This window comes from Pseudonocardia kunmingensis, assembly GCF_006716445.1.
In the GTDB taxonomy this organism is placed as follows: Bacteria; Actinomycetota; Actinomycetes; order Mycobacteriales; family Pseudonocardiaceae; genus Pseudonocardia; species Pseudonocardia kunmingensis.
Genome location: NZ_VFPA01000004.1, coordinates 653,378 through 677,438, shown reverse-complemented (window position 1 = coordinate 677,438; position 24,061 = coordinate 653,378). Strand labels below are relative to the sequence as shown.

At 74.9% G+C, this 24,061-nt stretch carries 23 protein-coding genes and 1 tRNA gene; 7 read left to right on the top strand and 17 right to left on the bottom strand.

What is annotated here, in order from left to right; genetic code table 11:
- Positions 1-123 precede the first annotated feature (123 nt).
- Both FB558_RS33020 and FB558_RS33015 read right to left on the bottom strand, forming a co-directional pair.
- Positions 124-197, bottom strand: a tRNA-Pro gene (locus tag FB558_RS33020).
- A gap of 24 nt (positions 198-221) precedes the next feature.
- On the bottom strand, positions 222-1,163 hold the full coding sequence (locus FB558_RS33015; protein WP_142060300.1) for a metallophosphoesterase: 942 nt from the start codon (positions 1,161-1,163) through the stop codon (positions 222-224).
- A gap of 45 nt (positions 1,164-1,208) precedes the next feature.
- On the opposite strand from FB558_RS33015, the gene FB558_RS33010 reads away from it, so the two are divergent.
- Positions 1,209-1,679 carry a GatB/YqeY domain-containing protein gene (locus tag FB558_RS33010; protein ID WP_142060298.1) on the top strand — a complete coding sequence of 157 codons (471 nt, stop codon included), beginning with the start codon at positions 1,209-1,211 and terminating at the stop codon, positions 1,677-1,679.
- A gap of 49 nt (positions 1,680-1,728) precedes the next feature.
- Here the strand turns inward: FB558_RS33010 and topA are convergent, their stop codons facing one another.
- Positions 1,729-4,542 (bottom strand): type I DNA topoisomerase, encoded by a 2,814-nt coding sequence (gene topA, locus FB558_RS33005; protein ID WP_142060296.1) that lies wholly within the window; start codon positions 4,540-4,542, stop codon positions 1,729-1,731.
- 254 nt (positions 4,543-4,796) lie between these two features.
- Complete coding sequence (locus tag FB558_RS33000) at positions 4,797-5,384, bottom strand: hypothetical protein (RefSeq protein WP_142060294.1); 588 nt, start codon at positions 5,382-5,384, stop codon at positions 4,797-4,799.
- A gap of 144 nt (positions 5,385-5,528) precedes the next feature.
- Here FB558_RS33000 and FB558_RS32995 point away from each other — a divergent pair, with 144 nt between their 5' ends.
- Together FB558_RS32995 and FB558_RS32990 are read left to right on the top strand one after the other, a co-directional pair.
- Positions 5,529-5,927, top strand: a complete 399-nt coding sequence (locus FB558_RS32995) for a RidA family protein (protein ID WP_142060292.1) — start codon at positions 5,529-5,531, stop codon at positions 5,925-5,927.
- Between the two features lie 37 nt (positions 5,928-5,964).
- Positions 5,965-6,324, top strand: a complete 360-nt coding sequence (locus tag FB558_RS32990; protein WP_142060290.1) for a winged helix-turn-helix transcriptional regulator — start codon at positions 5,965-5,967, stop codon at positions 6,322-6,324.
- 31 nt (positions 6,325-6,355) lie between these two features.
- Here FB558_RS32990 and FB558_RS32985 read toward each other — a convergent pair whose 3' ends face one another.
- The 4 genes from FB558_RS32985 to FB558_RS32970 all read right to left on the bottom strand — a co-directional run bounded on the left by FB558_RS32985 (position 6,356) and on the right by FB558_RS32970 (position 10,658).
- Positions 6,356-6,961 (bottom strand): hypothetical protein, encoded by a 606-nt coding sequence (locus FB558_RS32985; RefSeq protein ID WP_142060288.1) that lies wholly within the window; start codon positions 6,959-6,961, stop codon positions 6,356-6,358.
- Between the two features lie 4 nt (positions 6,962-6,965).
- Positions 6,966-7,559, bottom strand: coding sequence for a hypothetical protein (locus FB558_RS32980; protein WP_142060286.1), 594 nt, complete (start codon positions 7,557-7,559; stop codon positions 6,966-6,968).
- A 126-nt stretch (positions 7,560-7,685) separates the two neighbouring features.
- Entirely contained in the window at positions 7,686-8,231 is a 546-nt protein-coding gene (locus FB558_RS32975) for a hypothetical protein (protein ID WP_142060284.1), read from the bottom strand.
- Between the two features lie 114 nt (positions 8,232-8,345).
- The gene (locus FB558_RS32970; RefSeq protein ID WP_142060282.1) at positions 8,346-10,658 is read right to left on the bottom strand and encodes a sodium-translocating pyrophosphatase; all 2,313 of its coding nucleotides are present in this window, start codon (positions 10,656-10,658) and stop codon (positions 8,346-8,348) included.
- Positions 10,659-11,066: 408 nt separating this feature from the next.
- On the opposite strand from FB558_RS32970, the gene FB558_RS32965 reads away from it, so the two are divergent.
- Positions 11,067-13,433 (top strand): DEAD/DEAH box helicase, encoded by a 2,367-nt coding sequence (locus FB558_RS32965; protein WP_425468124.1) that lies wholly within the window; start codon positions 11,067-11,069, stop codon positions 13,431-13,433.
- A 518-nt stretch (positions 13,434-13,951) separates the two neighbouring features.
- Here FB558_RS32965 and FB558_RS32960 read toward each other — a convergent pair.
- On the bottom strand, positions 13,952-14,146 hold the full coding sequence (locus FB558_RS32960) for a helix-turn-helix domain-containing protein (RefSeq protein WP_246106928.1): 195 nt from the start codon (positions 14,144-14,146) through the stop codon (positions 13,952-13,954).
- Positions 14,147-14,263: 117 nt separating this feature from the next.
- On the opposite strand from FB558_RS32960, the gene FB558_RS32955 reads away from it, so the two are divergent.
- Entirely contained in the window at positions 14,264-14,539 is a 276-nt protein-coding gene (locus FB558_RS32955; protein ID WP_142060280.1) for a hypothetical protein, read from the top strand.
- Between the two features lie 61 nt (positions 14,540-14,600).
- Here the strand turns inward: FB558_RS32955 and FB558_RS32950 are convergent, their stop codons facing one another.
- The 7 genes from FB558_RS32950 to ssd all read right to left on the bottom strand — a co-directional run bounded on the left by FB558_RS32950 (position 14,601) and on the right by ssd (position 19,428).
- The gene (locus FB558_RS32950) at positions 14,601-15,002 is read right to left on the bottom strand and encodes an Rv3654c family TadE-like protein (RefSeq protein WP_142060278.1); all 402 of its coding nucleotides are present in this window, start codon (positions 15,000-15,002) and stop codon (positions 14,601-14,603) included.
- Positions 14,999-15,277 (bottom strand): TadE family type IV pilus minor pilin, encoded by a 279-nt coding sequence (locus FB558_RS32945; protein ID WP_246106927.1) that lies wholly within the window; start codon positions 15,275-15,277, stop codon positions 14,999-15,001. The genes FB558_RS32950 and FB558_RS32945 overlap by 4 nt, the downstream gene beginning before the upstream one ends.
- 74 nt (positions 15,278-15,351) lie before the next feature.
- Positions 15,352-15,576 (bottom strand): DUF4244 domain-containing protein, encoded by a 225-nt coding sequence (locus FB558_RS32940; protein WP_142060276.1) that lies wholly within the window; start codon positions 15,574-15,576, stop codon positions 15,352-15,354.
- 36 nt (positions 15,577-15,612) lie between these two features.
- On the bottom strand, positions 15,613-16,344 hold the full coding sequence (locus tag FB558_RS32935; protein WP_142060274.1) for a type II secretion system F family protein: 732 nt from the start codon (positions 16,342-16,344) through the stop codon (positions 15,613-15,615).
- Complete coding sequence (locus FB558_RS32930; protein WP_142060272.1) at positions 16,341-17,147, bottom strand: type II secretion system F family protein; 807 nt, start codon at positions 17,145-17,147, stop codon at positions 16,341-16,343. Before FB558_RS32930 ends, FB558_RS32935 begins: the two co-directional genes overlap by 4 nt.
- Positions 17,141-18,307, bottom strand: a complete 1,167-nt coding sequence (locus tag FB558_RS32925) for a TadA family conjugal transfer-associated ATPase (protein WP_142060270.1) — start codon at positions 18,305-18,307, stop codon at positions 17,141-17,143. The genes FB558_RS32930 and FB558_RS32925 overlap by 7 nt, the downstream gene beginning before the upstream one ends.
- Positions 18,304-19,428, bottom strand: coding sequence for a septum site-determining protein Ssd (ssd, locus tag FB558_RS32920; RefSeq protein ID WP_281288707.1), 1,125 nt, complete (start codon positions 19,426-19,428; stop codon positions 18,304-18,306). Before ssd ends, FB558_RS32925 begins: the two co-directional genes overlap by 4 nt.
- A 436-nt stretch (positions 19,429-19,864) precedes the next feature.
- On the opposite strand from ssd, the gene FB558_RS32915 reads away from it, so the two are divergent.
- The gene (locus FB558_RS32915; protein ID WP_170231635.1) at positions 19,865-20,701 is read left to right on the top strand and encodes an HAD family hydrolase; all 837 of its coding nucleotides are present in this window, start codon (positions 19,865-19,867) and stop codon (positions 20,699-20,701) included.
- A gap of 376 nt (positions 20,702-21,077) precedes the next feature.
- Here FB558_RS32915 and FB558_RS32910 read toward each other — a convergent pair whose 3' ends face one another.
- A complete protein-coding gene (locus FB558_RS32910) occupies positions 21,078-21,815 on the bottom strand; it encodes an oxidoreductase (protein ID WP_142060268.1) in 738 nt (245 codons plus the stop codon).
- A gap of 237 nt (positions 21,816-22,052) precedes the next feature.
- Between FB558_RS32910 and acs the strand changes: the two genes are divergently transcribed.
- A complete protein-coding gene (gene acs / locus FB558_RS32905) occupies positions 22,053-24,050 on the top strand; it encodes an acetate--CoA ligase (RefSeq protein ID WP_142060266.1) in 1,998 nt (665 codons plus the stop codon).
- Positions 24,051-24,061: the final 11 nt, after the last annotated feature.

The following is a 24,061-nucleotide window of genomic DNA, read 5'->3' as shown; positions in this document are numbered from 1 at the left end:
GGCGCGCTCAGGACGCAGGGGGAGCACTCGGGGGCCATATGCTCCCAGGGGGGAGCACTCAGGCTCCGCACTTGATCCACACATGACGAAGGGCCAGGTCTTCTGACCTGGCCCTTCTGTCTGTCGGGGTGACAGGATTTGAACCTGCGACCTCTTCGTCCCGAACGAAGCGCGCTACCAAGCTGCGCCACACCCCGATGGCCCGAGGGCCGGGGACGAGTCTAGCCGACGTCCGCCGGAGCCGACGCGGGGGTGGTCCGCTCCGTGGTCGGGACCGACGGCCGGGGTACGAGGGTGAGCAGGCTGGCCTCCGGCGGGCAGGCGAAGCGCACCGGGGCGAACGGGGAGGTGCCCAGGCCCGCCGAGACGTGCAGCCAGGTGTGGGAGCCCCAGCGGGACGCTCCGCGGGCTCGGGAGCGGTCGAGGCCGCAGTTCGTGACGAGGGCGCCCACGCCGGGGAGGCGCAGCTGCCCGCCGTGGGTGTGCCCGGCGAGCACGAGGTCGTAGCCGTCACCGGCGAAGCGGTCGAGCACCCTCGGCTCGGGGCTGTGGGTGAGGCCCAGGCGCAGGCCCGGGTCGCCCGCGGGGCGTCCCGCCACGCGGTCGTACCGGTCGAGCCCGAGGTGCGGGTCGTCCACGCCGGCGGTGGCCACGTCGACCCCGGCGACGGAGAGGGCCACGCGGGCGTGCGTGGCGTCGTGCCAGCCGCGCTCCACGAGGGCGGCGCGCAGGTCGCGCCAGGGCAGCGGCGCGCCGTGGCGGCGCCGGGAGCTCTTCACGAGGTAGCGCGCCGGGTTCTTGGGCGTGGGCCCGAAGTAGTCGTTGCTGCCGAACACGAACAGGCCGGGCCGCTCGAGCAGGGGGCCGAGCGCGGCGATGACGGCCGGTACGGCGCGCGGGTGCGCGAGGTTGTCGCCCGTGTTGACGACCAGGTCGGGCTCGAGCTCGGCGAGCCGGGCGACCCAGCGCTGCTTGCTGCGCTGGTGCGGCGTCAGGTGCAGGTCGGAGACGTGCAGGACGCGCAACGGGCGCGCGCCGGCCGACAGCACCGGGAGCGTGGCCTCGCGGAGCGTCCAGTGGCGGCGTTCGAACCCTGCGGCGTAAGCGACGGTGGCGGCTCCCGTCGTGGTCGCGCCGAGCGCGAGCCGGGCCCAGCTCTTCACGACTGCAGGGTACGTCGGCGGGGGAGTGCATTAGCGTTCGCTCCCGTGAGCACCCTCAAGGAACGGCTGCGGGCCGACCTGACCGCGGCGATGAAGGCCAAGGACGAGCTGGTGAAGGCCACCCTGCGGATGACGCTGACGGCCGTCGGCACCGCCGAGGTCGCCGGCGACGAGGCGCGGGAGCTCAGCGACGACGAGGTCCTCGCGATCATCCGCCGGGAGGCGAAGAAGCGCGCCGAGTCGGCCGAGGCGTTCGCGAACGCGGGCCGCGACGAGCTCGCGGCGCAGGAGCGGGCCGAGGGTGAGGTGCTGGCGCGCTACCTGCCCGCGCAGCTGTCCGACGACGAGCTGGACGCGATCGCCCGCGAGGCCGTCGAGCAGACCGCGGCCGAGCTGGGCGAGCGCCCCGGGCAGCGCCAGATGGGGCAGGTCATGAAGAAGGCCACCGCGGCGGCTGCCGGCCGGGCCGACGGCCGCCGGGTGGCGGCTGCGGTGAAGGCGCTGCTGGTGCCGTGACCGGTCGTGAGTGGATACGAGTGCCGGAGCACTCGTATCCACTCACGGCCTACTTGGCGGGCGCCTTCTTGCGCGCGGGCGCCTTCTTCTTCGTCGTGCCGCCCTTGGCCCGGCGCTCGGCCAGCAGCTCGCTGGCCCGCTCGTCGGTGATCGTCTCGACGGCGTCGCCCCGGCGCAGGGACGCGTTGGTCTCGCCGTCGGTGACGTACGGGCCGAACCGGCCGTCCTTGATCACCATCGGCTGACCGGTGGCCGAGTCCTTGCCCAGCTCGCGCAGCGGCGGGGTGGCGGCGGCGGTGCGCCTGCCGCGCTGCTTGGGCTGCTTGTAGATCTCCAGCGCCTCGTCGAGCGTGACGCTGAACAGCTGCTCCTCGCTGCTGAGCGACCGGGAGTCGGTGCCCTTCTTCAGGTACGGCCCGTAGCGGCCGTTCTGCGCGGTGATCTCCTCGCCGCTCTCCGGGTCGGTGCCGACCAGGCGCGGCAGCGACAGCAGGCGCAGCGCCTCCTCGAGCGTGACCGTGTCGGTGGTCATCGTCTTGAACAGCGAGCCGGTGCGCGGCTTCGGCTTCGCGGGGGCCTTCTTCTTCGCGCTGCCGTTGGTGGCGGCGGGCTGCTCCGGCTCCGGGAGGATCTCGGTGACGTAGGGCCCGTAGCGGCCCTCCTTCGCCACGATCTCGTGGCCGGTGACCGGGTCGACGCCCAGCGAGCGACCCTCCTGCGGCACCGAGAACAGCTGCTCCGCGACCTCCCGGGTGAGCTCGTCGGGCGGGAGGTCGTCGGGCAGGTTGGCCCGCTGCGACTGGCCGTCGCGCATGCGCTCCAGGTACGGCCCGTAGCGCCCGACGCGGACCACGACGTCGTCGAAGACCGGCACCGAGTTGATCTCGCGGGCGTCGATCTCCTCGAGGTTGACGCCCACGAGCTTCTTCAGCCCGCCGGCGCGGGCCACCGAGCCCTCCGCACCCTGCTCGGCGCCGAAGTAGAAGCCGGACAGCCAGTCGGTGCGCTGCTGGTTGCCCTGCGCGATCGCGTCGAGCTCGTCCTCCATGGCGGCGGTGAAGTCGTAGTCGACCAGCCGCCCGAAGTGGTGCTCGAGCAGCCCGATCACGGAGAAGGCGATCCAGGACGGCACCAGCGCCTGGCCCTTCTTCCACACGTAGCCGCGGTCCTGGATGGTCTTGATGATCGAGGAGTACGTGGACGGGCGGCCGATGCCGAGGTCCTCGAGCGCCTTGATCAGGCTCGGCTCGGTGTAGCGGGACGGCGGGTTGGTGGTGTGCCCCTCCGGGGTGAGCTCCGCCGCGGTGAGCGCCTGCCCCTTCGTGAGCTCCGGCAGCCGGGACTCGGCGTCGTCGGCCTGGCCGTCGCTGCCCTCGTCGAGGGTCTCCACGTAGGCCTTGAGGAAGCCGGCGAACGTGATCGTGCGACCCGAGGCGGCGAAGGTGACGTCCTCGCCCGTGGCGGCCGTACCGGCGATCCGGATGCTGACGGTGGTGCCGCGCGCGTCGGCCATCTGCGAGGCCACCGTGCGCTGCCAGATCAGCTCGTAGAGCCGGAAGTCGTCACCGTCGACCTCGCCCGCGATCTCGCCGGGCGTGCGGAACGTCTCGCCCGCGGGCCGGATCGCCTCGTGGGCCTCCTGCGCGTTCTTGACCTTGCGCGTGTACTGGCGCGGCTGCGGCGAGACGTACTCGTCGCCGTACAGCTCGCGGGCCTGCGTACGGGCGGCCTGGATGGCCGCGTCCGACAGCGTGGTGGAGTCGGTGCGCAGGTAGGTGATGTAGCCGTTCTCGTAGAGCCGCTGCGCGCTGCGCATCGTGCGGTCGGCGGAGAACCGCAGCTTGCGGCCCGCCTCCTGCTGCAGCGTGGAGGTCATGAACGGTGGGTAGGGCTTGCGCGTGTAGGGCTTCGACTCGACCGACTCGACGGCGAGGTCGCGGCCCTGCAGCGCCTGCGCCAGCCGGCGGGCGCTCGCCTCGTCCAGCGCGCGGGCGGCGTCTTTGCGGCCGCTGCTCTTGAGCTGCCCGTCGGGACCGAAGTCGCGGCCGGTGGCCACGCGCGTGCCGTCGACGGCCACCAGGCGCGCCGGGAACTGGCGCGGCGAGGCGTCGGCACCGGCGTCCATCTGGGCGGCGATGTCCCAGTACGACGCCGAGACGAACGCCATCCGCTCGCGCTCGCGCTGCACGACGATCCGCGTGGCCACCGACTGCACCCGGCCCGCCGAGAGCTTCGGCATGACCTTCTTCCACAGCACGGGGGAGACCTCGTAGCCGTAGAGCCGGTCCAGGATGCGGCGCGTCTCCTGGGCGTCGACCAGGTCGTGGTCGAGGTCGCGCAGGTTCTCCACGGCCGCGCGGATGGCGGGCTCGCTGATCTCGTGGAAGACCATCCGGCGCACCGGGATCTTCGGCTTGAGCGTGTCGAGCAGGTGCCAGGCGATGGCCTCGCCCTCACGGTCGGGGTCGGTGGCGAGCAGGATCTCGTCGACCGACTTCAGCGCGTCCTTGAGCTCGGCGACCTTGCCCTTCTTCTCGGGCGTGATGATGTAGAGCGGCGCGAACTGGTTGTCGACGTCGACGCCGAGGCGCGCCCACGACTCGCCCTTGTACTTGGCCGGCACGTCGGCCGCCCCGCGCGGCAGGTCGCGGATGTGGCCGACCGAGGCCTCCACGACGTAGTCGCGGCCGAGGTACTGCTGGATCTTCTTGGCCTTCGTGCCGGACTCGACGATCACCAGCCGTCGCGTCGGTCGCCCGCTCGCGGCGGCGGTGGACGTGCCGGTACCCCGGCCGCCGCCCGCCTTGCGGCTGCCCGCGCCGTTCGCGGTCGAGGGCTTCGCACTCGTCGTTCCGGTTGCCACCTGGTCCTACTCCATCGTCTACGGCGATCTCGGCACGGTGCCACCATGGCACGCGCACCAGCCGTCCTCTCCGACCGTCCGTGCCGGGTTGCACGGGGCCAGGACACCGAGTATGCGTGGCCGCGGAACCGGCTCGCGCCGGAACCCTCACATTCGCACACCCACCCGCTGTGTTGCGCTGGTCACACCGGGCAGCGAATCCGGGATGCGATCGACGTGCTGCCGATCTGCGCCGCGCGAGCGTAACCAGCCCGTCAAGACGCCGTTCGACCCCAGTACCGCGGCCAGCCCGACGTGTCGGCCCGCGGTGGGACCGGCCCCACCAGCTCGACGAGCCTGCGCACCCGCCGCGTTCCGCTGATGCGCAGCGCGCCCCCCACCCGCGCCGGCGGGATGCCGGCCCGGGTGGCGGCCGCGACCAGAGCGAGGTGCGTGTCGGGAGCGTGCGGGTCGAGTGCCAGCAGGTACCCACCCCGTTCGTCCGGGCGCCCCGCGGCGAGCGCCCACAGGCGTAACGCGCGACCGTCCAGTTGCCATCCCTCCGGCACCGATTTCACCGATCCCCGCGTCCAGGCGCGTGCGAGACCGACGAGGTCGCAGCGGAACGCGGTGCGCAGCGCGGTGGCGCCCGTCTCCGTGCGGACCGTGCTGACGGTGATCCCGGTGGCCGCGCACGCCGCCGCCACCGCGGGGGCGCGCGCGGGATCGTCGAGGACGATCGAGAGCCGTGCCTGGTCCCCTGCCCCGAACCGGCTGATCTGGCCCGGTCCGCAGAGCAGTCCCGCCAGATCGCTCACCTGTGGAGGGCTGACCTCCGCGGAGAACATCGACAGCTGCGACACGGGACACACAGTAGAACACGCGTTCGATCTGCGGAATGCCCGCTCGCGGCGCGTCGGCCTGACCTGCTCGCTGTACGCAGGTGTAGTAAGGAGCGAAGAAGACCGTACTTGTCGTCGTGCACGCGGCGGCCGCACGCTGGCGCCATGACCGACACCCTCACCCGCCGGCAGGTCAGCACCGACCCCGACTGGTACGAGCCCTACGCGATCTCGCAGGCGATCCGGGCAGGCGACTTCGTCTTCGTCTCCGGGCAGGCCGGGATCGACGAGCACGGCGCCACGGTCGGCGAGGACTTCGACACGCAGGCCCGCCAGGCGTTCGCCAACCTCGACCGCGTACTGCGCGCCGCGGGCTCCGGCCTGGAGCACGTCGTCAAGGTGACGATCCTGGTCACCGACATGGCGGTGATCGACCAGGTCGTCGCCCTGCGCCGCGAGTACTTCACCCGTCCCTACCCGGCCGACACCATCGCGCAGACCCCGGCGCTCGCCCGGCCCGACTGGAAGATCGAGATCGAGGCGATCGCCCTCGCCGCCGGATAGGCTCGGCGTGGCCCGCACACCTGATGAGGAGACCACGATGCGCGACACGGTCGAACGCGCCGCGCAGCGCTGCCCCGTCGAGCTCGCGATGGAGGTCGTGGGCGGCAAGTGGAAGCTCGTCATCCTGGAGCACCTCGGCACGGGCGTGCACCGGTTCGGCGAGCTGCAACGGGCCCTGCCCGGGGTCACGGCGCGGATGCTCACCCGCCAGCTCCGTGAGCTCGAGGCCGACGAGGTCATCTGCCGCACCGTCTACGCGGAGGTCCCGCCGAAGGTCGAGTACCGGCTCAGCGACCTCGGGCGCAGCCTCGCCCCGGTGCTCGACCGGCTGCGGCAGTGGGGCGATGACTACGGCACCCGGCTCGGCGTCCCCGCGGCCGAGCGGGCGCGGCGGTAGGAGCGCCCCGCCTCCAGCGCCGCCGGAACCGCTACCGCGGAGCCGGCGTCCCCAGCGCGGACAGCTGACGGCACGGCTCGGCGCGCTCGGCCGCCCGCTGCAGGCGCGGCGCGGCGCCGAGCTCGCCGACCGGGTTCGGCGCCGTGAGCCCGGTCAGCGCCGACTCCGCCCGGGTCAGCGTCGTCATGAAGGCCTCCGGATCCGCGGCGTCCATCCCGTCCACGGTGCCCTTGACCTCGGTGAGGTCGTCCTCGAGAGCCGCCAGCTCCGCCGCCGCGCGGCTCACGGCGTCGTCACCCGCGGGTTCGGGAGCCCTGCCGACCTCGGCGAGCTGCGCCCTGCCCTGCTGCACGCCGGTGACGACGCCGCCCAGGTAGTTGCTGAACTCGCGCTGGACGGACGGCAGGTCGGCCGAGGCCGCGAAGTCGGGCGCCGACGTGGCGGGGGTCGCGAAGCTCAGCACGGCGTCGCAGACGCGGCCGGCCCAGGCGACGGGGTCGCTTCCCGGACCCTCGGCCGGGGCGGGAGCCGAGTCCGCCACGGGAGCGCCCTCGAGCGTGGTCGTGCAGCCCGCGGTGGCCAGGACGGCGGCGAGGAGCGCACCGGCCAGGGCGGAGCCGCGCAGGGAGCGGGTCATGCCGTCAGCCTCCGAACTCGCGCTCGATCTGCCGGCAGTTGGCCGCCTCCCGTCCCGCGCGGTCGAGCTCGGGGCTGGCCTGCAGGTCGGCCATCGGGTTCGGCATGTTCGCGAGCTCCTCCAGCGACGCGACGGCGGCCGGCACCTCGCTGAGCAGGGCCTGGCGGTCGTTCACGTCGACTCCCTCGATCCGCGTGCGGGCGTCGCGGAAGGTCTCCTGCAGCCTCGTGAGCGTCTCGTCGAGCCGCTCGACGACGTCGTCCCCGCCCGCCACCGGCGACGGGCCCGCGGCGTCCATGCCCTGAACGGCCGAGCCGGCGGCGTCCTCCGCATCACCGAGGTAGCCCGTGATGTCCTCGACGAGCGAGGCGGGGTCCGGTGCCGCGGACGGCTCCGGCGGCGTCGCCGCCGTCCGGACGAACGGCAGCAGCGAGCCGCAGACCTGGTCGACCCAGGCCACCGCGTCGCCGGAGCCCTGCGCGGCCGGTGCGACGCCGTCGGCGGACGGTGCGCCGGAGACCGTGGTCGTGCAGCCGGTACCGAACGCCATGGCCGCGACGGCCGAGAGGAGGAGGGCGGACGGGGTGGAACGGGGCATGCGTCTGCTCCCGGCGCTGGGGACGTGGTCGCGAACAGTGTGCCCGTCCGGCCGATCGGCCTCGCACCGACCCTCACCCGCCCGCCGTAGCGGCGGCAGCGGTGCGTCACCGGTCCAGTGGTGCCGTCAGCCGCTCGGCGTACCCGTTCCGCGCAGCTCACGGCAGGCAGGCGCCTGTTCGGCGGCCGTGCGGAGCTCCTCGTTCTCGCGGAGGCCCTCGGTGGGGTCGGGCAGGCCCCGCAGCTCCTGCAACGGCGCGACCGCGGCCGGGAACGCCGTGGCGAGCGCCTCGGGGCTGGAGGTGTCGACGGCGGCGAGCTGCGTCCGGGCCGACTCGAAGCCGGAGCGGATGCTCCGCAGCGCCTCCTGCAGGCGGGCGACGTACTGGTCGCCGCCCTCGACGGGCGACGGGCCGACCGCGTCCAGGGCCGAGAGGGAGCGCCGCACCTCCTCGGAGGTCGAGCCGAGGTAGCTGTGCACCCCCTGCACCGACGCGACGGGGTCCGCCGGGTCGACCTGGGGCCCGCTCGAGGCGGCTCGGGTGAATCCGGCCAGTGCGCCGCACACGCCGTTCGTCCAGGCGACGGTGTCCTCGCTCGCCGCGGCGTCACCGCATCCGGCGGCGAGCGCGGCGAGCACGGCGAGCGTGCAGCTGAACCTGCGGGTCCTCATCGGTCCTCCCGGCGGGCTGTGGTGGCTGCCCTTGTGCGGTGTCTGCCCTTCTAACGACGGAGGCCGCCCACCCGTACGGGTGGACGGCCTCCGGAGCGGAGAAGTGGGGCGGCGTCAGCCGACCGTGCTCTCCGCGGGGGTGTCGGCGATCGTGGTGGAGCGCCGCTTGGACACGACGACGGCCGCGACGATGATGGCGGCCGCGACCAGTGCGATCGCGATGCGGATCGGCGTCGATGCCGAGTCGCCCACCGAGAACGTCACGATGGCCGGGGCGATCAGCACCGAGACCAGGTTCATCACCTTGATCAGCGGGTTGATCGCCGGGCCCGCGGTGTCCTTGAACGGGTCGCCGACCGTGTCGCCGATGACGGTGGCCTCGTGGGCGGGCGAGCCCTTGCCCCCGTGGTTGCCGTCCTCCACCAGCTTCTTCGCGTTGTCCCACGCACCACCGGAGTTGGCCAGGAAGATCGCCATCAGCGTGCCGGTGGCGATGGCCCCCGCCAGGTAACCGGCGAGCGGCCCGACGCCGAGGCCGAAGCCGACGGCGATCGGGGCGAAGATGGCCAGCAGGCCGGGGGTGGCCAGCTCGCGCAGCGAGTCGCGCGTGCAGATGTCCACCACGTTGGCGTAGTTCGGCCGGACGGTGCCCTCCATGATCCCGGGCTCGTCCCGGAACTGCCGGCGCACCTCGAACACGATCGCGCCCGCGGCCCGGGTGACGGCGTTGATCGCCAGACCCGAGAACATGAACACCACGGAGGCGCCGATGATGACGCCGACCAGCGTGTTCGGCGCGAACACCTCGAACGCGAAGGCGGTGCCCGCGTCGGCGAGCGTGCCGCCCGCCTCGGCCAGCGCCTGGTTGATCGCGTCGCGGTAGGAGCCGAACAGCGCGGTGGCGGCGAGCACGGCCGTGGCGATGGCGATGCCCTTGGTGATCGCCTTGGTCGTGTTGCCCACCGCGTCGAGCTCGGTGAGGATGTCGACCCCGGCGCCCTCGACGTCGCCGGACATCTCCGCGATGCCCTGGGCGTTGTCCGAGACCGGCCCGAACGTGTCCATCGCGACGATGACGCCGACCGTGGTGAGCAGGCCGGTCCCGGCCAGCGCCACCGCGAACAGCGCCACCGTGATCGAGCCGGTGGCCAGCGCGAACGCGCCGAACACCGCGGCGCTGATCACGAGCGCGGTGTACACGGCCGACTCGAAGCCGATCGAGATGCCGGCCAGGATCACCGTGGCCGCGCCGGTGAGCGAGGACTCGCCGACCGTCTTGACGGGCTTGTCCTCGGTGCCGGTGAAGTAGCCGGTGAGCCACAGGATCACGCCGGCGAGCACGATGCCGATGATCACGGCGGCCGAGGCGAGCAGCCGCGGGTCGGCCCCGCCCATGGCGTCCACGACGGTGGTGTCGGTGGGCCCGTTCAGCGCGTCGAAGCTCGAGGGCAGGTACACGAACGCGGCGATCACGCACAGCACGGCCGAGATGAGCGCCGAGATGTAGAAGCTGCGGTTGATGGCCTTGAGGCCGCCCTCGCCCTCGCGGGCCCGCGTGATGTAGACGCCGACGACGGCCGTGAGCACGCCGATGGCCGGCACGATGAGCGGGAAGAGCAGGCCCTGCTGGCCGAACGCCGCCGTGCCCAGGATGAGGGCCGCGACGAGGGTGACCGCGTAGGACTCGAACAGGTCGGCGGCCATGCCTGCGCAGTCGCCGACGTTGTCGCCGACGTTGTCGGCGATGGTGGCCGCGTTGCGCGGGTCGTCCTCGGGGATGCCCTGCTCGACCTTGCCGACGAGGTCGGCGCCGACGTCGGCGGCCTTCGTGAAGATGCCGCCGCCGACACGCATGAACATCGCCAGCAGCGCGGCGCCGAAACCGAAGCCCTCGAGGACCTTCGGGGCCTGCCCGGTGTAGACGAGCACCACGACCGCGGCACCGAACAGGCCGAGGCCGACGGTGAACATGCCGACGACACCGCCGGTGCGGAAGGCGATCCGGGTGGCCTTCTCCCGGCCGCCGGGCTCCCGGGACGCGGCGGCGACCCGGATGTTGGCGCGCGTGGCCAGCCACATCCCGAGGTAACCGATCGTCGCGGAGAACACGGCGCCGATGATGAAGAAGATGGAACGCCCGACGCGCTCGCCGATGTCGCCGGGGAGCGCGAAGAGCAGTACGAACACGATGACGACGAAGACGCCGAGCGTGCGGAACTGGCGGTTGAGGTACGCCGCGGCGCCTTCCTGGACCGCTCGGCCGATCTCCTGCATCTTGGAGGTGCCCTCGCCGGCAGCGAGAACCTCCCGGAGCAGGACGAAGCCGATGGCCAGGGCAGCGAGCGCGACCACCGCGACCACGCCGACGATGACGTAGTCGCTCCCCGCGAGCGTTACTTCGCTCGCGGCGAGGGTGGACACGAACATCCGTCCTCCTGGTCGGTGACATGAATAACGGGCCAGGGAACGCGGACGACATCCCTGGCGTCTCGGAAAACCCGTCACCGCAGGTCGGCGCGGTACAGGCGCGAGCAGTGTAAGTGTGTGGCGTCGGACACGGTGCGTGAGCCCCCTCACGCCGGAGCAACCGGCGGCGGGGCGAGGTGGCGGTGGGGCTGTCGTTCCCGTGTGCCAACCTCGGGCACCGTGGCTGTCGGGTGCGAGCGGGGCGAGGACGGGCCGGGGCGGGCCGCCGCGCCGCCCGGGCGTGGCGAGCTCCTGCTGCGCCGGGTGCTCGCCGGGTCGGAGCGCGCCGCCGACCGGCCCGGAGTCGGGGAGAGCTGCGGCCCGGGGCGGGCCGGGGGTGCGGCCGAACCCGGCAGCGGGGCCAGGGGTGTGGCCGCGGGGGAGGCACTGGTCGACGGAGGGGTGGGCGAGCGCGGCGCCGCGGGCCCGCTGCGGCACGCGGTGCGGCTGCCCCCGCGCGCCGGCCGCACCGCCGCCTGGCCGGAGTGGGTGGCCCCGCACGTGCGGGCGGCGTGGCAGCGCCAGGGGGTGCCCGCGCCGTGGAGCCACCAGGCCGAGGCGGCGGAGCTGGCCTGGGCCGGGCAGGACGTGGTGGTGGCCACCGGCACGGCGTCGGGGAAGTCGATGGCCTACCAGCTGCCGGTGCTCGCGCGGTTCGCCGCCGACCCCAAGGCCACGGCCCTGTACCTGTCGCCGACGAAGGCCCTCGCCGCCGACCAGCTGCGCGCGCTCGAGGCGCTCGACCTCCCCGACGTCCGCGCGGCCCCGTTCGACGGCGACACGCCCAGCGACGCCCGCGACTGGGTGCGCCGGCACGGCCGCTGGGTGTTCAGCAACCCGGACATGCTGCACCGCTCCCTGCTGCCCCGGCACGCCCAGTGGGCCGTGTTCCTGCGCAGGCTGCAGTTCGTGGTGGTGGACGAGTGCCACACCTACCGCGGCGTGTTCGGCTCGCACGTGGCGCTGCTGCTGCGCAGGCTGCTGCGGGTCTGCGCGCGGTACGGCTCGCGGCCCACCGTCGTGCTGGCCTCGGCCACCGTGGCGGAGCCGGCGGCGTTCGCCGCCCGGCTCACCGGGCGTGCCGTCGTGGCCGTCACCGACGACGGTTCGCCCGCCGCAGGGCGCACCGTCGCGTTGTGGGAGCCGCCGCTGCTGCCCGAGCTCAGCGGGGAGAACGGCGCTCCGGTGCGCCGCCCCGCGGGCACCGAGGCGGCCCGGATGCTCGCCGACCTGGTGCTGGAGGGTGCGCGCACGCTGGCGTTCGTGCGGTCCCGCCGGGGCGCCGAGGTCACCGCCCTGACCGCGCAGCGGCTGCTCGCCGAGGTGGATCCCGCGCTGGCCGACCGCGTGGCGGCCTACCGCGGGGGCTACCTCGCGGAGGAGCGCCGTGCCCTCGAGGCCGGGCTCGTCGACGGCGACCTGCTCGGCGTGGCCACGACCAACGCGCTGGAGCTCGGCGTGGACATCGCGGGCCTGGACGCGGTGGTCGTGGCCGGCTTCCCCGGCACCAGGGCCTCGTTCTGGCAGCAGTCCGGCCGGGCGGGGCGGGCCCGCGACGAGGCGCTCGTGGTGCTCGTGGCCCGGGACGACCCGATGGACACCTACCTCGTGCACCACCCCGACGCGCTGCTCGGGGCGCCGGTGGAGGGGTGCGTGCTCGACCCGGCAAACCCGTACGTGCTGGGGCCGCAGCTCGCCTGCGCCGCCGCGGAGCTGCCGCTGCGGGAGGAGGACGTCACCGGGGTGTTCGGCGGGGCGCCCGCGGCCGCCGTGCTCGACGAGCTGGTGGCCGACGGCGTGCTCCGGCGCCGGCCCACGGGCTGGTACTGGCCCTCCACCCACGACCGGCCCGCGGGGTCGGTGGACATCCGCGGCTCCGGTCTCGGGCAGGTGGCGGTGGTGGAGGCCGCCACCGGGCGCATGCTCGGCACCGTGGACGGCGCGTCGGCGCCCGCCACCGTGCACGACGGGGCGGTGTACCTGCACCGCGGTGAGACCTACCTCGTGGAGCGGCTCGACCTCGAGGCGGGTGTGGCCGCGGTCGCGGCCGCCGACCCGGGGTTCCGCACGGACGCCCGCTCCACCTCCGACGTCGAGGTCGCCCGCGTGCTCGCGCGCCGCGACCACGGCCGGGTGCGCGTGTCCTACGGGGAGGTGACGGTGACCTCGCAGGTGGTGGAGTACCTGCGTCGGGCACCGGACGGCACGGTGCTGGCCACTGTGCCGCTGGACCTGCCCGAGCAGGTGCTGCGCACCCGCGGCGTCTGGTACGACGTCGACGAGGCCGCGCTCGTGGAGGCGGGCGTGCCCCCGGCGCGGATCCCCGGGGCGCTGCACGCCGCCGAGCACGCGGCGATCGGCCTCCTGCCGCTGTTCGCGATCTGCGACCGCTGGGACGTCGGCGGCATGTCGACGGCGCTGCACCCCCACACCGGGCGGCCCACCGTGTTCGTGCACGACGGCCATCCCGGCGGCGCCGGGTTCGCCGAGCGCGGGCACGCGGTGCTGGGCCGCTGGCTCACCGCCACGCGCGCCGCGATCGGCGACTGCGAGTGCCGCACCGGCTGCCCCTCGTGCGTGCAGTCGCCGAAGTGCGGGAACGGCAACGCGCCGCTGGACAAGGCCGGCGCGGTGCGCGTGCTCGACGTCGTGTTGGACGCGCTGGGCGGACACGGCGGGGGTGCCGAGGCGGAACGGGCGGACGGACGGGCCCGACCGGGACCAGACCCGGAATAGACCGCCGCCGGCCGGCCGCGTCGGGGGCCGGGCCGGCCGGCGACGGTCGGCGCGCGGTGGGCCGGACTCGGGGTGGGCGTCGAGACCGACGCGCCGGGCCCCACCGCAGTCTGGGGAGCGAGCTTCCTGGTCCCGCCGATCCGGATCGGCCGGGAGCCACGTCAAGTAAGCGCCCCTGCCCCCTCCGTCGCCAGTGGTCGTCGCTCATCGGTACCGGTGCCACGACGAGCGTTCCGGTGGTGCGCCGAGTCGTCGGACGGCCCGCGAGCGCGGCCGTGGCCCCGCCGGCCCGCCGCGCCGACCCATCCATCCGCGGCCGCCGACCGTTCGTCGTGCCGGTGCTCCGGCCGCGCCGGGCGCGGCGGCCGGCGGGTCTGCACCGTGGAGGTCCGCTCGGTGGCAGCTTCCCGACGACGGGCGGCAGCGCTGGGGAATCCGGGGCGGCCGACCGCGGTGACGTGCGCGAGCGGCGCCGGACGGCCGGTCGCGCGGCGCGGGCCCGGCGGCCGGTCGGGCCGCTACTCCGGGCGGGTCCGGAGCTTCAGCAGCTGCTCCCGGAGGTCCTCGAGGTCCCAGAGGTACCGGCCCGACCGCTGGCCGCCCCCGGGGGTGATGAGCGCGGGGCGCAACCTGCCGTCGCGGGCCCACCGTGCCAGCGAGCGCGCCGACACCCCGAGCGCAGCCGCCGCTTGGGTGGTCGTCAGCAGCTCCACGACCGGAACGTACGGGCCACGATGCGGCCTGAGCAGCACTAACGACTGTAACGTCTACAACGTCGCCGCTGTCTTGATTGGCCTTAACGGCGCTAGGATGGCCAGGTGGTGTTCTGGATGACCGAGACCAGCGAGGGGTTCGCGATGGGCGAGGCGGCGGACGAGGCCGAGGCGCGGCTGATGATCGAGAGCCAGCAACGGGGGTCGGTGACGTTCAACGAGGCGACCGGTCGGTACCGCTGGACCGTCGTCCTCGACGGCGGGAAGTCGTCCCACGGCTACGCGGAGACCCAGGACGACGCCTGGTGGCACGTCAGGGAGGTGCTGCACCGGCCGCACCGGGGCACCAGGCACGTGCAGCCGCGGGGCCGGTTCGGCTTGCCGCCGACGTGACCGCTTCCCGGGTTGCGTGGGCGTCGTTCCGGCCCGGGTCACCCGCGAGAATGCTCCTCGATCACCGCGCTGTCGTGGCGGTGGGGCCGTCCACGGGGCCGGCGCGGGCCCGTCCGGTGGCCGTGCCGAGGCCGGGCAGCGCCAGCGGTACCGGCACGCCGACCTCGACGAGGGCGTCCCAGCCGGCCAGGCCGCAGGTGGTGACCGTGGCGCCCATCGCGGTGGCGATCTCCGCCGCGCGGGCGCAGGCCGGCGCGGCACCCTGGACGGCCATGGCGGCCGCCGCCAGCGCCGCCAGGTCGGCCGCGGCCTCGGCGCGGTGTCGGGCGTGCACGGCCGCTCCGAGGTGCAGGGCGAGCACCAGGACCGTCATCAGCACGGCGATCCCCGCCGCCGCCCAGACGGTGGCGATGCCCCGGTCGTGCGGCGGGTGGCGGCCGCCGGGCCCGTGCCGCCCGCTCACGGCGGCGCCGCGCCCGGTTCGAGCGCGGCGACCGCCCGGCCCCCGATCCGCAGTGGCAACGGGCGCACCAGCTCGGCGGACACCTCGGCGGTGACGAGGTCGCCCTGCACCCCGAGCGTGAGCCGGGCCCCCGGTGGCGCGAGCTCGGCGGCGACGACCCGGCCGCGCTCCGGTTCGCCGCGGGCCGCGAGCCGGGCGAGCTCGCGGGCCGCGTCGACGCACCGGACGGAACCGGCCACCGCGGTGAGGGCCCCGACCGCGACCGCGAGGAACACCGCGAGGCTGCACAGGGCGAGTGCGGCCTCGACCGTGACGGCCCCGCGGTCAGCGGCCGGCGCCCGCGCAGCCGTCAGAAGTTCGTGGACAGGGCGCGTTCGACGAGGCCCGTGAGTGCCGTGAGGACCGACTCCCCGGTGAGGACGGTGTAGAGGAGGGCGCCGAAGGCCGCGGCAGCGACCGTGCCGATCGCGTACTCGACCGTGCTCATGCCGTCGTCCTCCTCGCGGAGCCGCCGCAGTGGCGGCAGCAGGCCGGGACCGGGCGGGCGGGCGGTGCGGGGCGTCGTGCGGGTCATGGGACATCTCCTTCTCCTCGTGGGTTCTCTTCTGGGTCACCACTGGGCGAGCACCTCGCCTGCGAGGCCGACCACGACCGGGGCGATGCCCAGGACGAGGAAGGCAGGCAGGAAGCACAGGCCGAGCGGAGCGGTGATCAGGACGGTGGCGCGCTGTGCCCTGGCCTGCGCGGTGTCGAGCAGGGTGGCCCGGAGCCGGGCGGCTTCGGCGCGGGCGACCTGGGCCAGCGCGGACCCGGTGCCCGCGGACCTGCCTGCGGCGCGAGCGAAGGTGGACAGCGCGGGCAGCTGCTCGGCCGAGCGCCACGCGGACACCGGATCCGCCCCGAGCTCGAGCAGCCCGGCCACGCCGCGCAACCGGGCACCGGCGGCGCCGCGCAGCGGTTCGGCGGCGGCGGACGCGGCCACCGCCACGGGCAGACCCGCCTCGAGGCACACCGCGAGCAGCTCCCACCCGGCCGCGAGCTCCGTGTCCTGTTCGAGGGCGACCCCGTCACCGGAGCCGCTGCGGCGCACGGCCACGATCCCTGCCGCACCGGTGGCCGCGGCGACCAGCAGCGCGGGTACCGGGCCCGCGACCGTGGCGGCCAGCGCACCCGCGGCCGCGGCGCCGACGGCGACCCAGGCCGGCCGCAGCGGTGGGACGGGCGACGGCGCCTGCGCCGGGCGGGCCCGCAGCGCGCGGAGCCGATGGTGCCCGGACGGAGCCCCGGCCACCAGGAGCGCGGCGGCGAGGAACGCGGCGGCTCCTGCCGCGCCGCCGGTCATCGGGGCACCGCCGCGCTCAGGATCCGCTCCGACCACGCGCTGCCGGCCGCGACGAAGGCGACGCCCAGCACCAGGAGGACCTGGCCGGGCAGGCCGCCGCGCAGCACCCCGATCGGATCGGCGCCGATCAGCTGTCCGAGCGCGATGCCGAACAGCGGGAGCGCCGTGAGCACGCCCGCGGTGGCGCGGGGGCCGGCGAGCTGGGCGCGGACGGTGGCACCGAAGCGGACGCGCCACCGGATGTCCTCGTGGGCGCGGGTGAGCAGGTCGGCGAGCGGGATGCCGTGGCGCTCCGCGAGCGTCCACACGGTGGCGATCCGCTCGACGTCGGCGGCCACGTCCGGGTGCGCCGCGCCGCCGCGCCGCAGGGCCGGTGCGATGCCGTCGCCGAGGCGGGCCGCCACGGCTGCCGGTGCGAGCACCGCGCGGGCGAGCGCTCCGTCGGCGCCGCTGCCGGCCAGCGCGCCCGCGGGATGGCTCCCGGCCCGCAGCTCGTCGGCGATCCGGGAGACGGCTGCTGCCAGCTGTTCGGAGGCCGCGGCGGCCTGCTGCTCCGTGCGGTGGCGGGAGCGGCGCTTGCGCAGCACCACCGCGACCAGACCACCGGCGAGCGCACCGCCGGCGCCCGCCGCCGCGAACCCGAGCAGTGCCCCGAGGAGTGCGGGGGCGGCGGCGAGGGACCGGCGTCCATGACCGTGCGGGTGCGCGGGCGGCCAGAGCGCGGCGAGCCGGGCAGCGCCCGCCGGGACGGGGAGGCAGACCAGCGCCGCGGCGAGGGCGGCGCAGGCGGCGGCGGTCACCACGGCGGTGCCACCTCCCGCTCCCGCAGCAGCTCGGCCACCGCTCCTCGCTGCGCGGTCCACCCCTCGCGCCGCGTCCACACCGGCCGGACCGTGACCGCGTCGGCGTCGGTGTCGCGGCCCAGCACCCCGACCGTGTCGAGCACGCGGGCCCCGGACGGCAGCTTGCGCATCTGCAGCACGACCTGCACGGCCGCGGCGAGCTGGCTGTGCAGGGCGGCGCGGGGCAGCCCGCCCGCCGCGGCGAGCGCCTCCATCCGTGCGGGCACCTCGCTCGCGGAGTTGGCGTGGACGGTGCCCGCGCCGCCGTCGTGACCGGTGTTCAGGGCGGCCAGGAGGTCGCACACCTCCGCGCCACGGACCTCCCCGACGACGAGCCGGTCGGGCCGCATGCGCAGCGCCTGGCGCACGAGGTCGCGCAGGGTGACGCCACCCGCGCCCTCGATGTTGGCCGGTCGGGCCACCAGCCGGACGACGTGCGGGTGGCGGGGGCGCAGCTCCTCGGCGTCCTCGACGCAGACGATGCGCTCCCGCGGATCGACCGCGGCGAGCAGGGCGGCCAGGATCGTGGTCTTCCCCGTGCCGGTGCCCCCGGCGACGAGGAACGCGAGCCGCGCGTCGAGGACCGCCCGCAGCAGCGCCTCGCCGGGCGCGTCGACGGTGCCGAGCGCGCGCAGCGCCGGGAGGTCGTGCGCGGCCGGGCGCAGGACGCGCAACGACAGGCAGGTGCCGTCGGCCGCGACCGGCGGCAGCACGGCGTGCAGCCGCACCCCGGCGTCGGCGAGCCAGCCGTCGACGTAGGGGCTGGCGTCGTCCAGCCGTCTCCCGGCCGCGATGGCCAGGCGCTGCGCGAGACGGCGCACGGCGGCGTCGTCGGGGAAGCACACGGTCGTGCGCTCGAGCCCGGCACCGCGATCCGCCCACACCGCGCGGGGGCCGCACACGAGGACGTCGGTGGTGCGGGGGTCGTGCAGCAGCTGGTCCAGCGGGCCTGCGCCGACGAACTCCTGGCGCAGGACGTGCAGGGCGGACAGCACGTCGAGGTCCGAGGCCACCCCGCCGGACTCGGCGCGCACCGCCGCGGCCACCGCGGCCTGGGTGACCTCCCCGCCCGCCGCCGCGAGCCGCGACCGCACGCGGTCGACGAGAGGCGCGGCGCTCACGACCGTGCCCCCGGCGCGGGCGAGGACACGGTCTCGAGCTCGGCGAGGACGGCCCGGGCCGCGGCGGCGAGCGGGCCGCGCGGTCGGCCAGGGGCTTCTCCGCGTTCGAGCGCCCGCGCGAGCCCCGGTTCGGGACGCACGGCCGCGAGCACCGGCAGCGCGAGCGCCCTGCCGACCTCATCGGCGTCGATGCCGCCGGGCGCGGGGCCGCGCACCACCAGGCGCAGCGGCCTGCCGTGCTCGGCGAGCAGGGCCGCGACGCGGGCGCCCGCGGCGCAGGAGCGGACGTCGGCCGGGACGATGAGGACGACGAGGTCGGCGGCCGACAGCGCGGCGACGGCGGCGTCGGTGGGGTAGCGGGGCAGGTCGCAGACCACGGTCTCGCCTGCGCGGCGCCCCGCCTCCACGACGGCGCGCACGGCGTTGGGGGTGGGGCCGTGGGCCGAGCGGTCGCAGGAGAGCACGCCGAGCTCCCCGCCACCGGGTACGACGTGCGGGGCCGGCAGCGCCGCGTGCAGCGCGGTGGCCGGCACCCGCCCGCCCTCGACGCCGACGCCCGGCCACCGCAGCCCGCCGAGGTCCTCCGCGCCGAGCACGAGGTCGAGCCCGCCCCCGAGGGGGTCGCAGTCGACCAGCAGCGCGCGGCGCCCGTGGCGCACGGCGGTGACGGCGACGGCCGCGGCGAGCACCGACGCGCCCGCTCCGCCCCGCCCGCCCACGACCGCGACCACGCGCCCGCCCGGCCGCCTGCCCTCCGCGGCCTCGGTGAGGGCGGCGACCAGCCACGCCTCCGCCTCGGGCAGCGCGATGACGTGCTCGGCCCCGACCGCGACCGCGTGGCGCCAGACCGGGGCCTCCGGTTCCCCGCGCACGGCGAGGACGACGTCGCCCCGGCGCGGCAGCCCGGCCCGGGCGCAGCGCGCGGCCGCCGCGGCGTCGAGCAGCACCACCGGCGCGTGGGCCCAGAACCCCCGCGCCTGCGCGGGGTCGGCCGCGCGCTGCAGCTCGCACCCGGCCGCGGCGGCCAGCCGCAGGAGGACGTCGAGCAGCTCGGGGTCGGACACCATGACGAGGCCCCGTGGACCCGGACCTGCCCGCTCGGTCGTGCCTCTCGTTCCCACCGCCGCCTCCTCGTGACACCCCGCTCGGCCGAGCCGGGTGCGTTCCAGGGTGCGGCGCCGGGGAGGTGGGTGGGGACGGATCACACAACCTGTGGACAACCTGTGGCTGGTGTGGATAACTCGCTACGCCGTGCTTCTGACCTGCGGCGATTGACAGCGAGATGCGCCAAGCTGGTGGGGGATCGTTTGTGCATCCCCTCGCGCTACCGAGCGGGCGAACCTCGCACATGGGACGGCCCCCGCCAGGGGGGATTGGCGGGGGCCGTCGGTGGTTCAGCTCCGGGGGGTCGAGCTGAACCGCGTCCGGACAGAACCGGACAACTCCATCGTAGCCCCTGTAGCGCCCGGTCGCGCGACTGTCGCACCAACCATCTGCGGTGGTGTCGTCGCCGGTGGGCGCACTCGCCCGGTCGGCCCTTCTGGCAAGCTCGCGCGCGTGTCCGGTGCGCTCCCCCTGCTGTCTCCCGCCCCGCCGCCTGCGGCGTCCGGAGCCGCCGCCTTCTTCGACCTCGACAAGACCATCATCGCGGGGTCGAGCGCCCTCGCCTTCAGCCGCCCGTTCCGGCGTCGAGGGCTGATCACCCGCCGGGCGGCGTTGCGAAGCGGTTACGCACAGTTGCTCCTGCTGCTGTCCGGCGCGGACGCCGACACCATGGAACTGCTGCGCCGCCGGATCACCGCGCTGTGCACGGGGTGGGAGGTGGCGCAGATCCGCGCCATCGTCGCCGAGACCCTGCACGACATCGTCGAGCCGCTCGTCTACGCCGAGGCCACGGAGCTGATCGCCGAGCACCGGGCGAACGGCGACGAGGTCGTCGTGCTGTCGGCGTCGGGGCAGGAGGTCGTCGAGCCGATCGCGGCGCTCGTCGGCGCGGACCGGTGCCTGGCCACCCGCATGGGCGTCGCCGACGGCCGCTACACCGGTGTGATCGACTACTACTGCTACGGCGCGGAGAAGGCGCAGGCAGCGCGGCAGATCGCCGCCGAGCAGGGTTACCGCCTCGAGGACTGCAGGGCGTACTCCGACTCGATCACCGACCTGCCGTTGCTCGAGGCCGTCGGGCACCCGACGGTGGTGAACCCCGACCGCGCACTGCGCCGGGAGGCCGCGCTGCGCGGCTGGCCGGTCCTGACGTTCGCCGATCCGGTCGCGTTGCGCCTGCGGCTGCGACCGCCTCCGCTGCGGACCGCGCTGACGGCGGCGGGCGTGGGGGCGGCCGCGGCGCTGGCGGCGGTGGGTTGGTACGCGCGTCACCGCCCCGCGCGGTCCTGACGACGCGTGGGCCGCGCGGGGCTCCTGAGGGTGGCGCGGCCGTCACTGATCGCCACCGAGCGTGCCTGAACCGGTGCACCTGACAGGGCCCCTTGCTGTGCCCGGGGTCACGGACTACAAAGGGCCGTACGGACCTCTGGTCGGCCAGGGGCGGTGCGGCAGAGAAGCACCCGTCCACCCCGGGCAGGGCTCCGTGCGGGAAGGTCGGGCTCTCCACGCACAGCACGCCGCGGGAGGCATGTCGTCGTGGGCCTGCGTACCGGGACGCCGGACGCCGAGGCCACTACCACGACACGTAGTGCACGCCTGGACCTCGGACTTCCCGCGTGGACGGGCGGCGCTCCTCTCCAGGGGTGCCGCTCGTCTCGTTGTGCCGTCAGGTGCGGGCGTCCGCGATCGAGGTCCCCTCCCGCGCCCCCGCCTCCCATTGGGCGCAGCAGTGCAGCAGCCACTCGCGCAGGCCGTCCGGAGTGCCGGATGCGAAGGCGGCCGCCGCGGAGCGGTACTCGGCCGCCCGGCGCAGGTGCCCCACCTCCGGAACCGCGAGCCCCTTCGGGTCGAGCCCTGCGGCCACCGCGGTGAGCCGCGCCGCCGCGCGCGCGACCACCCCGTTCGCGGCCGCGAACGGCGCGAGGGCGAGCAGCTCGCCGTGCACGACCGCGACGAGCACGGGTGCGGGAACCCGGGTGCCGCCGGTCACGAGGTCGGCGAGCAGTCCCAGCCGGGCCGCGACACCCGCGTCCGGGCGCGGCCTGCCGAGCTCGGCCTCGTGCCGCTCCGCAGGCACCAGGTCGGCCGCGGCCACGACGTGCAGGCGGGCCAGCGCCTGCAGCGGTGCGCCGCGCCACGCGCCGAGGAGGCGCCCCGACTCCTCGACGGCGCGCACGGCGCCGGCGAGGACGGGGTCGGCCACGGTGTCGCCGGTGCCGAGCGCGGCCCCGTCCAGGGCGGCGGACGCGCGCGCGGCCCGCAGCCCCGCCTCGGCCGCGCTCGCAGGCCACCCCCGCCGGTTGACGGGGTGGTTGTGCACGGCCACCAGCGCGTCGCGGGCCCGGGCGACGGCGTCGGCCACCCCGGGCAGCTCGAGCAGCGGGGCGAGCGGATCGGCGGTCACGGACACGAGCGCATGCTGTCACCCGGCCCGCGACCCGTGCGGACCCAGACCCCGACTCCGCGGGACACGCCGTCGCTCGGCCGTCCGTCGGCAGTTCGCCGACCGTCCGGCGATCCGGCCCGACCTCTCCGGACCGACGGTGCGTTGGACCGGCAGGCGCACTAGCGTCATTACCCACGCATGCAGGGCCGGGTGCTGAACGCCCGGCGCACCACGTCCAGGACCAGGAGTGCACCCATGGCCGACGAGACGAGCCGGGAGTCGACCGGCGCCACGCTGAGCAACCTGTCCACCGAGAACCGGACCTTCGCGCCGAGCGAGGAGTTCGCCGCCCAGGCCAACGCCACCGCGGACTGGTACGACCGGGCATCGGCCGACCGCGAGGCGTTCTGGGCCGAGCAGGCCGAGCGCCTGCACTGGGAGCAGAAGTGGGAGCGGGTGCTGGACTGGGACGCCCCGTTCGCCAAGTGGTTCGTCGGCGGCAAGCTCAACGTGGCCTACAACTGCGTGGACCGCCACGTCGAGGCCGGGCACGGCGAGCAGGTGGCGTTCCACTGGGAGGGCGAGCCCGGCGACACCCGCACGATCACCTACTCCGACCTGCAGCGCGAGGTGTGCAAGGCGGCGAACGCGCTGGTCGAGCTCGGGGTCGGCGAGGGCGACCGCGTCGCCATCCAGCTGCCGATGATCCCCGAGGCCGTGTTCTCGATGCTGGCGTGCGCCCGGCTCGGCGCGATGCACAGCGTCGTGTTCGGCGGCTTCTCCCCGGGTGCGCTCAAGGCGCGCATCGAGGACGCCGAGGCCAAGCTGCTCATCACCTCGGACGGGCAGTACCGCAGGGGCAAGCCGGCACCCATGAAGGCCAACACCGACGAGGCGACCGCCGAGACGCCGACGATCGAGCACGTGCTCGTCGTGAAGCGCACCGAGATCGACGTGCCGTGGACCGAGGGGCGCGACGTCTGGTGGCACGATGTCGTGGACAGGCAGTCCGACCAGCACGCGGCCGAGGCGTTCGACTCCGAGCAGCCGCTCTACATCCTCTACACCTCGGGTACGACCGGGAAGCCGAAGGGCATCCTGCACACGGCCGGTGGCTACCTCACCCAGTGCGCCTACACCCACAACGTGGTGTTCGACCACAAGCCCGGCGAGAGCGTGTACTGGTGCACCGCCGACATCGGCTGGGTCACCGGGCACAGCTACATCGTCTACGGCCCGCTCGCGAACCGCGCGACGTCGGTGATGTACGAGGGCACGCCGAACACGCCGCACGAGGGCCGGCACTGGGAGATCATCCAGAAGTACGGCGTCTCGATCTACTACACCGCCCCCACGCTGATCCGCACGTTCATGAAGTGGGGCAGCGACATCCCGGCGAAGTACGACCTCTCGTCGCTGCGGGTGCTGGGCAGCGTCGGCGAGCCGATCAACCCCGAGGCCTGGATGTGGTACCGGGAGCACATCGGCCGGGACAACTGCCCGATCGTCGACACCTGGTGGCAGACCGAGACCGGCGCGATCATGATCTCGCCGCTGCCCGGTGTCACGGCCGCGAAGCCGGGTTCGGCGATGCGCCCGCTGCCCGGGATAAGCGCGGAGATCGTCACCGAGGAGGCCCAGCCGGTCGGCCCCGGTGGGGGCGGCTACCTGGTGCTCGACAAGCCGTGGCCGTCGATGCTGCGCGGCATCTGGGGGGACGAGGAGCGCTACCGCGACACCTACTGGTCCCGGTTCGCCGACCAGGGCTACTACTTCGCCGGTGACGGCGCGAAGTACGACGACGACGGCGCGATCTGGCTGCTCGGCCGCGTGGACGACGTGATGAACGTGTCCGGCCACCGGATCTCCACCACCGAGGTCGAGTCGGCGCTGGTCAGCCACCCGACGGTCGCCGAGGCCGCGGTGGTCGGTGCGTCGGACGCCACGACCGGCCAGGGCATCGTCGCGTTCGTGATCCTGCGCGGCAACGTGGCCCAGGACGAGGCGAAGGGCGAAGAGGCCATCAAGGCCCTGCGCGACCACGTGTCGAAGGAGATCGGGCCGATCGCGAAGCCGCGCCAGATCATGGTCGTCGACGAGCTGCCGAAGACCCGCTCCGGCAAGATCATGCGGCGGCTGCTGCGCGACGTGGCGGAGAACCGCGAGGTCGGCGACGTCACGACGCTCGCCGACTCGTCGGTGATGGACCTGATCTCGGCGGGGATGCAGGACAGCAGCAAGTCCGAGGACTGATCCTCGTCGAG